11 protein-coding genes are annotated in these 11,934 nt (G+C 37.7%); 3 read left to right on the top strand and 8 right to left on the bottom strand.

The genetic code is table 11. From position 1 onward, the window contains the following. Window positions 1–145 precede the first annotated feature (145 nt). The 3 genes from efp to ACIQCO_RS18205 form a co-directional block, all read right to left on the bottom strand. Window positions 146–703: an elongation factor P gene (gene efp / locus ACIQCO_RS18195; protein ID WP_066089753.1), complete on the bottom strand. Its 558-nt coding sequence runs from the start codon at window positions 701–703 to the stop codon at window positions 146–148. A 21-nt stretch (window positions 704–724) separates the two neighbouring features. After that, window positions 725–1,786: a M24 family metallopeptidase gene (locus ACIQCO_RS18200; RefSeq protein ID WP_400430874.1), complete on the bottom strand. Its 1,062-nt coding sequence runs from the start codon at window positions 1,784–1,786 to the stop codon at window positions 725–727. 77 nt (window positions 1,787–1,863) lie between these two features. After that, entirely contained in the window at window positions 1,864–2,361 is a 498-nt protein-coding gene (locus ACIQCO_RS18205; RefSeq protein WP_400430876.1) for a YqhR family membrane protein, read from the bottom strand. A gap of 280 nt (window positions 2,362–2,641) precedes the next feature. On the opposite strand from ACIQCO_RS18205, the gene ACIQCO_RS18210 reads away from it, so the two are divergent. Together ACIQCO_RS18210 and ACIQCO_RS18215 are read left to right on the top strand one after the other, a co-directional pair. Further along, complete coding sequence (locus ACIQCO_RS18210; protein WP_066089763.1) at window positions 2,642–3,586, top strand: DUF1385 domain-containing protein; 945 nt, start codon at window positions 2,642–2,644, stop codon at window positions 3,584–3,586. Window positions 3,587–3,643: 57 nt separating this feature from the next. After that, window positions 3,644–4,036 carry an SA1362 family protein gene (locus ACIQCO_RS18215; protein WP_400430878.1) on the top strand — a complete coding sequence of 131 codons (393 nt, stop codon included), beginning with the start codon at window positions 3,644–3,646 and terminating at the stop codon, window positions 4,034–4,036. A gap of 13 nt (window positions 4,037–4,049) precedes the next feature. Here ACIQCO_RS18215 and ACIQCO_RS18220 read toward each other — a convergent pair whose 3' ends face one another. Next, a complete protein-coding gene (locus ACIQCO_RS18220) occupies window positions 4,050–4,934 on the bottom strand; it encodes a patatin-like phospholipase family protein (RefSeq protein WP_400430880.1) in 885 nt (294 codons plus the stop codon). A gap of 210 nt (window positions 4,935–5,144) precedes the next feature. Between ACIQCO_RS18220 and ACIQCO_RS18225 the strand changes: the two genes are divergently transcribed. Further along, window positions 5,145–6,938 carry an urease accessory protein UreH domain-containing protein gene (locus tag ACIQCO_RS18225; RefSeq protein WP_400430882.1) on the top strand — a complete coding sequence of 598 codons (1,794 nt, stop codon included), beginning with the start codon at window positions 5,145–5,147 and terminating at the stop codon, window positions 6,936–6,938. Window positions 6,939–7,005: 67 nt separating this feature from the next. Here the strand turns inward: ACIQCO_RS18225 and ACIQCO_RS18230 are convergent, their stop codons facing one another. The 4 genes from ACIQCO_RS18230 to copZ all read right to left on the bottom strand — a co-directional run bounded on the left by ACIQCO_RS18230 (window position 7,006) and on the right by copZ (window position 11,897). Next, the gene (locus ACIQCO_RS18230) at window positions 7,006–8,382 is read right to left on the bottom strand and encodes a sensor histidine kinase (protein ID WP_400430884.1); all 1,377 of its coding nucleotides are present in this window, start codon (window positions 8,380–8,382) and stop codon (window positions 7,006–7,008) included. Further along, window positions 8,383–9,069 carry a response regulator transcription factor gene (locus ACIQCO_RS18235; protein WP_400430886.1) on the bottom strand — a complete coding sequence of 229 codons (687 nt, stop codon included), beginning with the start codon at window positions 9,067–9,069 and terminating at the stop codon, window positions 8,383–8,385. A gap of 124 nt (window positions 9,070–9,193) precedes the next feature. After that, window positions 9,194–11,608, bottom strand: coding sequence for a heavy metal translocating P-type ATPase (locus ACIQCO_RS18240; protein WP_400430888.1), 2,415 nt, complete (start codon window positions 11,606–11,608; stop codon window positions 9,194–9,196). A gap of 82 nt (window positions 11,609–11,690) precedes the next feature. Then, a complete protein-coding gene (copZ, locus tag ACIQCO_RS18245) occupies window positions 11,691–11,897 on the bottom strand; it encodes a copper chaperone CopZ (RefSeq protein WP_066089774.1) in 207 nt (68 codons plus the stop codon). Between the last annotated feature and the right edge of the window lie 37 nt (window positions 11,898–11,934).

The raw sequence follows: 11,934 nt of genomic DNA on the forward strand, positions 1-11,934 counted from the left end.
GGTCTCACCTGTCCCGCTGCTCCCGCAGGAGTCTCGCGCCTTCCACTCCAATCAACATTGTGTTCAAAATCAACTATATTCTTTAACACAGCCAAAATAAAAAAAGGCCTTGTCCGATATTTTCGGATTAAGACCTTTAAATAAATTACGCACGTGAAACGTAAGCTGCTTCTGTTGTATTAATGATTAACTTGTCACCTTGGTTGATAAAGAAAGGAACTTGAACATGAAGTCCTGTTTCAAGGGTAGCAGACTTTGTTCCGCCGGAAGATGTATCTCCTTTAATTCCTGGTTCTGTTTCCGTTACTTCTAAAACAACCGTGTTTGGTAATTCTACTCCAAGGGTTTCATAATTAAACATCATAATGTGTACTTCCATATTTTCTTTTAAAAACTTTAGTTCATATTCAATGTTTGCAGCAGGAAGTTCTACCTGTTCGTAGGATTCCATATCCATAAATACATGTTGATCGCCGCTGGCATACAAATATTGCATTTTGCGGTTATCAATTTGTGCCTTCTCCACTTTCTCGCCAGCACGGAAGGTTTTTTCCTGAATCGCTCCATTACGAAGGTTACGCAGCTTTGAGCGAACAAACGCTGCTCCCTTTCCTGGCTTTACGTGTTGGAAATCCAAAACGCGCCAAAGCCCGCCATCCACTTCAATTGTTAAACCTGTTTTAAAATCGTTAACAGAAATCATCTTAAAATCCTCCTAAATTCATTACAATATAATTAGTTCTTTTGTGGAATGAGTAAGGGCTTGGTTCCCATCCTCGGTTAATAGAGCATCATCCTCAATCCGAACGCCGCCTAGTCCCGGAATGTAGATACCTGGTTCACATGTAACCACCATTCCAGTTTCTAAAATGACTTCAGATTTCATTGAAAGACTCGGGGCTTCGTGGACCTCAAGTCCAATACCATGTCCTGTTGAATGCCCAAAATATTCTCCATAGCCCTTTTCAGTTATGTAGTCTCTTGTTAACGCGTCTGCGTCCTTACCCGTCATCCCAGGTTTAATTCCAGCCATACCTACTAGCTGTGCTTCAAGAACAATCTCATAAATTTCTTTCAGCTTCTCGTCAGGCTCACCTACAGCAATTGTCCGGGTAATATCAGAGACATAACCATTATAGTAAGCACCATAGTCCATTGTTACGAAATCGCCAGCTTCGATTACTTTATCACTGGCAACACCATGAGGGAGTGCTGAGCGATACCCTGAAGCAACAATCGTATCAAAGGAAGAGGAAGTGGCACCGGCCTTTCTCATAAAGAACTCCAATTCATTCGATACCTCTAATTCCGTTTTCCCAGGACGAACAAAATCCAAGATATGTTTAAAAGCCGCATCGGCAATATCTGCCGCTACCTTTAATATCTTAATCTCTGCATCGGTCTTTATCAAGCGTAATTTTTCTATGACACCTGTGATTGGAACAAGTTCAGCTTCCACTTCTTTATCATATAATTTAAAAGAGGAGCATGTTAGATAATCCTCTTCAAATCCAAGTTTCTGAATCCCTAAATTTTTTGCAAGTTTAGCGACTTCTTCAGGAATGGAACTAGAAAATTTTACAATTTCAAATCCTTGGCATTGCTTTGTGGCTTGTTCAATATAACGGAAATCGGTAATAAACAGTGCCTTGTCTGCACTAATTAATACGACACCGGCAGAGCCAGTAAAGTTGGATATGTAGCGGCGGTTAAATGGGCTTGTAATCAGAATTCCATCAATTCCGTGGTTTGAAAAATTAGATCTCAGTCTTTTTATTTTTTCCAATCGTCTCCACTCTCCTTTTCTAATCCTTGTGGACAAAAATATTTTATCACAACCTAACAATTCCGACTAATCCGAACTTAGGTTGAAGCCTCTTTCTCTTGTACATTATTAATTTGATACTCATAATTAATGGAATAACCAATAAAAATTCCATATAGGATATATAAGCAAAACGAGGTTATGATTGTATCCATGTTTAAATCATTAAACGGTTTCATCCCTGGAAAAAGAGGATTTAGAATAAAAAATACCAATAAGAACAAAACGATTCCATAGCCAATACCAAACCAAAAACCCTTGAATTTTTTTAGAACAGCATAATAAATAAACGCAGCGAATACAGAAAACACACCCAGTAAAATAATGGATATTACGGTTCCCAACCACCCATGTTTCCAGTCTCCCAGAACCCATAGTTCTAGTATGACATTTGGACGAATTTCTGTAAAATTAAAATAGTAAGCAAAAAAGCCAATCGTTCCCCAAAAAATTCCTCCAAATAAACCAGTCCAAAATACCATAGCCCAAAATGACATCGGTTTTGGATAATTTACGCTTTCCTGTTCATTTACCATTGTAACATCCTCCGCTTCCCTTAAGTTTTAGGAGTGCTTAATCCCAAAAGGTGATTTTTCAAGCATCACAATAAAAATGGAAAATCTATACTAAATTCGCTAATATTATGCCCTTAGAATGTTAATCCTTACATGGAAAAATATTTTTTCTAATTTTAATGGAAATATTATGTCATCCTAGAGGTTTTTTCATTTTTCTAGTAGAATAAAAGTAAGTACAAACAGATTTTTTCCATTTCTGCTATTGTGCAACTTTTGATATAGGTTGGTGTTAAACTACATGTCCAATTCTCAAAAACCTGTTTATGGCGGCCAAGCGGTCGTTGAAGGAGTCATGTTTGGCGGGAAACATCATTATGTGACCGCGGTTCGCAGAAAAGATCGATCTGTTGAATACTTTCATTTACCGCGGAAAGCAAATCCAGCTTTAACTAGCTTAAAAAAAATTCCGTTTCTTCGAGGAATCATTGCCATTATTGAAGCAAGTGCCAATGGATCAAAACATTTAAACTTTTCGACTGAAAGATTTGATGTCGACCCAAAAGAAGATGACACAATAAAGGAAAAAGAAGTCTCTAAGTTGACAATGTATTTAGGAGTTGCTGCGATAGGAGTAATTTCCTTCTTATTTGGAAAATTTGCCTTTACATTAGTCCCTGTTTTTCTAGCAGTGCTAACGAAACCAATATTTCCATCGGATTTTGCACAGGTTTTAGTGGAGGGGTTTTTTAAGCTTGTGCTGCTCCTATGTTATATCTATTTTGTCTCGCTTACCCCGCTCATAAAAAGAGTGTTTCAATACCATGGTGCTGAGCATAAAGTAATTAACACCTTTGAATCTGGGGTTGAGCTGACGGTTGAAAATGTGCAGGCCCATTCACGACTGCATTTTCGCTGCGGCAGCAGTTTCATCCTATTTACTGTCATCGTTGGTGTTTTTGTTTATATGCTGGTTCCTACGACACCGCTCTGGTTAAGGGTTGTCGATCGTCTTCTTCTAATACCTGTTGTACTAGGAATTTCTTTTGAAGTCCTTCAGGTTACTAACAAGCTAAGAGATATTCCCGTGTTGAAGTATTTTGGCTATCCCGGACTTTGGCTCCAGCTGTTAACGACAAAAGAGCCAAATAATGACCAAGTAGAAGTAGCTATTCTTTCCTTTAATGAATTGCTTAGACGAGAAAAGGTAACTGAGTACGAACTAGAAAATAAAGAAATTGTCTAATTCTTAGTTTTCACGTGTTTAAAAGCTAGTAAAAATGCTTATGATGCTCTTAGGGAGGTGGCTTTCTTGAAAAATCGGACATCAGTTTTTATCGTTGGGGGACTTATCATTCTAGCCTTACTTGGTCTATTTAGTTCATTTACAGCTAATCCTGCCGGTTTCCTACAGAAAATAGCTGTCTTTGCCATAATCGGTCTGCTCATTTATTTCCTTGTTCGGAAGTTTTCATCTTCAAGCCCACAAAAAAAAGAGCAGCGAGCATTTCTTAAAGCAGCAAAAAAGTCAAAAAAGCGATTGCAGCAAAAGAGCGGGGACGGGGCAGCAAAGACCTCTTCTCTTGGATCGTTAACAACATTAAAAAAGGGCAACAAGACAAAAAAGAAATCTCCTGCTCACCTAACCGTTATCGACGGGAAAAAGGGGAAAAAGAAAAATCGAGCGTCGTTATGACACTCGATTTTTTTTAATAACTCCAATTATCTAAGAACTTTTTTGCATATTCTCGGCCTATTTCAAATAATTCCCGCTTTTTTTCTTCGGTTAAATTAAATTCGGTTAGCGAAACTCCTTCCGCAGTAATAAAAATAATATTTTCCACATGCTTTTTGGAAATATATCTTTGATCATGGGCATCCTTCATCGTCTCAAATAAGGCGCCAAATAATTGAATACCGTTTTTTATTTCATGTTTTTCATGTTCATATTCACTTGGACTAAGTTTGATACCAAGTACGGGCCTGACCTTTTTTACATTATCCTTATCAAAAAGCCACATCGGAAAATTACTAAGTACTCCTCCATCCACGATTATGCTCATTCCATCTAGTGAACGCAATTTAACTGGTTCAAAAAAATAAGGAATACTGCAGCTCATTCTGATCGCTTTTGCGATCGAGAACGAACCTGGTGGTATCCCGTATTTTTCTAAATCATCTGGCAAAACAATCATTTGTCCCTTCGATAGGTCTGATGCAATCACCCTGAGGGCTTTGGGAGGAAGATCGGAGAATGTTCTTAACCCCTTTGCTTCCAGTTTCTCTTTCATCCATTTTTCAAGTTCATTTCCTTTATAGAGTCCTAATCTCCAGTATACAAGCAGCCATTTAGCAATCGGAAAGGGAATGATCGATTTACGGGTATCGAGCATTTTGAGCAGATCAAACTCATCGACCAATTGATAAATTTCTTTACTCGTATAACCTGCAGCGATTAAGGCGGCTACGATGGATCCTGCACTTGTTCCTGCAACCCTTGCAAACTGAAATCCCCTGTTTTCAATTTCTTCATAGGCACCAACGATTGTAAATCCTCTAATTCCGCCTCCTGAAAAAACACCGTCTATTTTCATGGCAGTCACTCCTAAAGATGAACTCATTGTTACATCTTTAATCGGCTCATAGTGAAAATAGTACAGCAGACAAGAATTAAATTTTTGGTCATTATATATTTCTATTTTGTCTACAAAATGTTCACCGAAGTACTTTGTTTCTTCATATCATCAACATATCTATTTCGTAACCTTTTCCTATCCTTAATGATTTGAAAGGCTGGGATTTGTATGAGTATTAGGAAGGAAAGAATTAAGGTGTACGATATGACCTGTACATCTTGCGAAAAGCGAATTGAAAGAACTTTAAAGAAATTGGATGGGGTTTCGGACGTAAAAGCAAATTTTACTGGCCAGTTTACAGATATTAAGTTTAATGATAAATTATGCAGCATTACTCAAATCAAGGATGCGATTAATCGTGTCGGCTACAGTACAGAAAATGGCAAGGGCTTTAAGTTTATTGGAATAATCATCGTCGTCGCCGCTATTGTGCTCCTTGGAATAAATACCGGCAGCTTTAATATGGAAGATAAACTCAAAAATGCCTCCTATGCTGTTTTATTTGTTGTAGGGTTGATTACTTCCCTTCATTGTGTTGGAATGTGCGGTGGAATTATGCTTTCCCAAACCATCGGAAAGGAAAGCAAAAACAAATTTGACGCAATGAAACCGGCTATTTTATATAATCTTGGAAGAGTTACAGCCTATACCATTATTGGTGGAATCGTTGGCGCGATTGGCTCCGTTTTTGCTCTATCGCTAACGACTAAAGCTATGATGCAAATTTTTGCCGGGATATTAATGATTATGATGGGCTTTAATATGGCAGGCTTTAAAGCGTTCAGAAAGTTTCAGCTCAAAATGCCTACTTTCGCATTGAAATTATTAAGTAAACCCAAACCTAAAACACCGTTTTTTGTTGGCATGCTAAATGGGTTAATGCCCTGCGGCCCGCTGCAAACCATGCAGCTGTATGCTTTAGGAACAGGCAGTGCGCTTAGCGGCGCCCTATCCATGTTCATGTTTGCCATAGGAACCCTTCCTCTCATGCTGACCTTCGGAGCTTTATCAGGCCTTTTAAGTAAAGGCTATACAAAGAAAATCCTTAAATTTAGCGGTATACTTATTGTCGTTCTTGGACTAGTAATGAGTAATAGAGGGCTGGCACTTGCAGGAATGAATATTAGTCCTGCTTCGATTCTTTCTAATATCGGTGCTTTCGGCGGTTCTGCCTCAGCATCTAATGCAACCAAAGCAACCATTAAGGATGGGGTCCAGGTTCTCAATATGACGGCTAATATATATGGCTATACTCCGAATACTCTATATGTTCAAAAGGGAATGCCTGTTAAATGGGTCGTAGACGGTGAGCAGATAACCGGCTGCAATAATACCATTGTGATGCCTGCTATGAATTTAGAGCAGAAATTGCAAAGTGGACAAAACATCATTGAATTCACTCCCGGTAATGAAGATATCCCATTTAGCTGTTGGATGGGTATGAAACGAGGAGTAATTAAAGTAGTAGATGATTTAAAGGAAATTAAAACATCTAGCAGCGAAGCAACAGGAATTGATTCAACAACTAGTTCTACCGCCCAAGCCTCTGCTCAAACAAAGCCTAGCATTTATGGTACTGACTTCAGCAAGGTTGCTACTGATAGACTAATCAAAAAGGCAGAGGTAACAAATAATGAGCAAACAATAGTTATTAAAGGAAGCGGTTATGAATTAGAACCATTGATTATTGTCGTTAATAAAGGGATAAAGACGAAGATGGCAATTGATTTAACATCATTTGATACTCCGGATGGGTACTTCTTGATTATGAACTCAAATACACAAGAAATTGTTACTGATTTCACCGGTGAAAAAGGATCCGTTGATGTTGAATTTAACATAGAAAAAGCCGGTTCCTACGGAATTTATTTAAATGAGGAAGAATTAATCGGAGTGATAGATGTTGTGGATGATAGTAATTCTGTTAACTTAGAGGAAATTAGAAGTAAATACCTCCAATAGAAAAATCAAAAGAGCTTTGATTAGGAATACTCCTTAACAAGGCTCTTTTTATGAATGAGATTCTATATTAACTGGTTTCATTCTTTGGAAAACAAATCGTAAACTTCGTTCCTTTTCCTTCTTTACTTTCAACCTCAATACTTGCATTATGAAGCTGTAGAATATTCTTCGCTATTGTTAAGCCAATACCATTTCCTTCTATTTGGTGCCTGCTCATATCTCCTCGATAAAGTCTTTCAAAGATAAACGGCAAATCTTCCTGCTTAATTCCGATTCCATTGTCACTTATTTCTACAGTAATTTTATTATCATTTTCATATAACTTAATTAACACCCTGCCTTTTGGTTCAGTAAATTTAAGGGAATTAGAGAATAAGTTAATAAATACTTGTTTTAATTTGTCCTTATCGCCAGTTACCAAATATTTATGATTCTGTTGGATATTCAAATCCACCATAATGTTCTTTTTATCGGCGTCCAAATTAAAATCTTTACTTATTTCAGTTATGAATTCATCAAGAAAAATCGTTTCATACTTAAGCTTTGTACTTTCAGCTTCAAATTCCTTTAAAATGTTTAAGTTATTAATTAATTTTCCGAACCTAATTACTTCCTCATTAAGATAAAGTAATTTTTCTGTTGTCACGGGAAAAACCCCATCAATCATCGCCTCTAGGTTGTTTTGCAGGACATGTAACGGCGTCCTAATTTCATGTGAGATATCTGAAACTAACCTTTTTCTCAGTATATCCTGATACTTTAATTTTCCAGCTAAAACATTGACGCTTTTTTGTAAATCCTTAAGCTCAATTAAATTACTTTTGATACTTGATTTGGTCTCATAATTTCCTCTTGATAAATTTACTGACGTCTTGGCAACTTCTTTAATCGGATCCGAAAATTGTTTTGAAAAATAAAGACTAAAGCCGCTTATTATAATAAGGGTTAGTATTCCACTCGCAACAATACTTTTATTAATCGAACCTTTAAAGTTTACATCCTCTTCCGTTAGGAGTATAGTTGAATACTGTCCAATATCGACATATCCGACAATCCTACTGTTTACTTTTATTTCAAAAGATTTAGTGGTGTAAACACCAGTTTCCTGAACAGGCATAGAATTCATATTTAACTGTTTATTAATTGCATTTGGGTCCATTCCCCAGACAGGTTTTTTATGTTGATCCATAAGTGTTAAGCAATAATTGCCCATATAGGCTTCGTGCATTAGTTCTATTCCCGTATTTTCCGTCCACTTACCTTCCCTTTTATAAACGTCCTCTAAATAGGTAACGATTCTTTGATACCTTTTATTCTGTATGTCTACCATGTAATCGTTAAACTTATTCGTAACGGTTAGATTAACAAACAAGGTAACAAGCAGGATAGCTGAAATGGTACAGGCAATAAATAAAATGCTTAATTTTCTGCTGATGGTATACAACTAAACCCCACCGCCAAATTTATAGCCTGCTTTCATCACCGTCATAATATATTTAGGGCTCTTTGTATCTGTTTCGATTTTCTTACGAATATTTTTGATGTGGACATCTATCGTCCGGTCAAATCCGGTAAAATCTTCACCATATAATTTATCAATAAGCTGTTCTCTAGATAATACTTTCCCTTTATTCACAACTAGCGTCCGTAAGATATTAAATTCATTTGGGGTAAATGGTATTTCCTTGCCACAAGTTTTAATCAATCTTTTCTCACAATCAATCATTAGATTTCCATCATCAAAAATAACGCTTGAAGAATGAACCCTACCATTTAGTCTCCGGAAAAGAGCATTTACCCTGGCGGTCAGTTCTCTTGGACTAAATGGTTTAATCAGATATTCATCAGCTCCAAGATTTAATCCTTCGATTCGATCATTTAATGAACCCTTAGCCGTCAGCATAAAAATATGAACATCCGATCTTTGTCTTATTATTTTACAAACCTCTTCACCACTGATATCAGGCAGCATTAAATCAAGAATAACTAATGTAATTTTGGATGCCTTAAAAATGTCGATTCCTTTTAAACCAGTTGCAGCGGAATGAACCTGATATCCTTCTTTTTCTAGATATGCTTTGATAACCCCGGATACACTTAAATCATCTTCAACCAATAAAATATCGTTCATAAATATCACCCTTGCAAAAAGGATTTTTTTCTCTGTATATTCAGTATACTAGCTACTAATAGTGTAAAAGTAGAAAAAGGCTGACAATTATGTGTCAGCCTTTTTCTTTCGTGTTTTCCAATCTTTAAAGCTTCACTTTTTGTAAACGCAAGGCATTTAGTACAACTGAAACGGAGCTGAAGGCCATCGCTGCGCCGGCAAGCCAAGGTGCAAGAAACCCAAGGGCTGCGACAGGGATGCCAAGCGAATTATAAGCCAGCGCCCAGAATAAATTTTGTTTAATATTAGTAATCGTTTTTTTACTCATGAAAATTGCGTCAGCAATACTATTTAAATCGCCGCGAATCAAGGTGATATCAGCAGCTTCCATTGCAACATCTGTACCCGTACCAATCGCCATTCCAATGTCTGCAATCGCAAGTGCCGGGGCATCATTAATTCCATCTCCGACCATGGCCACTTTCCTACCGTGCGCCTGTAATTTCTTAACTTCATCCGCCTTCCCCTCTGGAAGAACTTCGGCAATTACATGATCAATTCCAGCTTGAGCAGCGATTGCTCCCGCCGTCTGCTGATTATCACCCGTAATCATGATGACATCAAGTCCCATTTTCTTTAAGCGGCTAATGGCTGTTTTGGAAGTTTCTTTGATCGTGTCGGCTACAGCGACAGTACCGGCATATTGACCGTCAACAGCAGCAAGCATCGCTGTTTTTCCTACTTTCTCCAATTCCACCATCTTACCTAGGGCATCAGCAATTTCAATTTTATATTGATTCATTAGTTTTCTCGTACCAACTAAGATTTGTCTTCCATCTACGATTGCTTTAATTCCAAACCCTGGAACAGCCTCAAATTCAGTGACTTCTTTTAATGGAATCCCTTTGTCTTTAATACCCTGAACAATCGCTTGTGCAAGTGGATGTTCGGATTGCTTTTCAGCTGACCCAACTAATGCTAAAAATTCTTCCGGAACAAACGAACCTTTCGGGAGAACATCCGTTAAAACCGGTGTTCCATTTGTTACCGTACCTGTTTTATCCAATACAACTGTGGTTACTCGATGGGTCATTTCCAGATGTTCTCCACCCTTAAAGAGAATTCCATATTCAGCCGCGCGGCCGGAACCAGCCATAATAGACGTTGGTGTTGCCAATCCCAATGCACAAGGACACGCGATAACTAGAACCGCTATCATTTTTTCTAAGGCATCTGCAAAATCTCCTGGGGCAACCCAAACATACCAAACAATAAAAGTGATCACCGCAATGGCTACAACTATCGGCACAAATACTCCGGAAATTTTATCGGCGAGCCTTTGAATGGGAGCTTTTGAACCTTGTGCCTCTTCTACCACTTTAATGATTTGCGCTAGCGCCGTATCCCTGCCAACTTTTGTCGCTTCAGCTTTTAAGAAGCCATTTTTGTTAAGTGTAGCACCGATTACCTCATCACCCATTTTTTTATCCACTGGGACACTTTCCCCCGTTAGCATGGACTCATCAATGGCTGATTGACCTTCAATAATGATTCCGTCCACTGGAATCTTCTCACCGGGCTTAATATGGAGAATATCCCCAACCACAACTTCTTCAATTGGGATTTCCATTTCAATACCATTACGTTCAATTATCGCCGTCTTCGCTTGAAGACCCATTAATTTCTTAATGGCTTCCGAGGAACGCCCTTTTGCTTTTGCTTCAAAAAGCTTTCCTAAGATAATTAATGTGATAAGGACAGCACTTGTCTCAAAATATAGATCTACGCTATGAGCACCATCGGCAAGCGACATAATTGATAAATATAAACTATAAAAATAGGCTGCTGATGTACCTAAGGCAACGAGTACATCCATATTGGCACCTTTATTTTTAATCGCCTTATACGCAGCTACGTAAAATTGACCTCCTATAATGAATTGAACTGGTGTAGCTAAAATTAACTGGAACCAAGGATTCATAAATATTTTCGGTACATAAATAAACGAGGTAAATGAAAAGTGGCCAACCATTGCCCATAAAAGCGGCAATGACAATATTGCAGAAAAGATAAATTTTTTCGATTGCTTAGCAATTTCTTTTTGGCGATGGTCGCTTGTTTCTTTAGACTCTTCTTTTATTTGGGCTTTATAGCCAAGGGATTCAACTTTTTTTATGACATCATTATTCGTAAGCATTGAGCCGTTAAACTCAACTGTTGCTTTTTCAAGCGCCAAATTTACATTAGCCTTAACGACACCATCTAACTTATTCAAGCCCTTTTCTATTCTTGTTGCACATGCGGCACAAGTCATTCCGGTGATATCAAACTCTGCCTTCTCCATTACAACGTCGTATCCTAAATCTCTGATTTTCTTTTCAATATCATCAACATTTATCTGTGATGGATCATATTTTATTGCGGATTTCTCCAAGGCAAGGTTAACATTTGCTGACTCTACGCCAGCTAGTTTATTTAGTCCCTTTTCAATTCTTGTCGCACATGCGGCGCAGGTCATCCCCGAAATTTGCAAATTCGTTTCTTTTAAGCTTTGACTCATAAAAGCCAACTCCTTATACCCCATATAGGTATATATTTTTGCGAAAAGAACGTGCTAATAGTTAGCACGTCTTTTCACTTTATTATTTTACGTCGTAACCTTGATCATCAATGGTTTCTTTAATTTCATCCAATGAAACCTTTTGCTGGTTATATTCCACATCAACTGTAGCTGCTTTTAAGTTTACCTTTACAGAACCAACACCGTTTAGTGCTCCTACACTTCCTTCTACTGCTTTCACACAATGATCACAAGACATTCCTTGAACGTTTAATGTTACTTTTTCCATCAATAATCTCTCCTTTTATAAGCTTTTTATTAAGCCA

The organism is Neobacillus sp. NPDC093127, from assembly GCF_044754175.1.
In the GTDB taxonomy this organism is placed as follows: Bacteria; Bacillota; Bacilli; order Bacillales; family Cytobacillaceae; genus Neobacillus.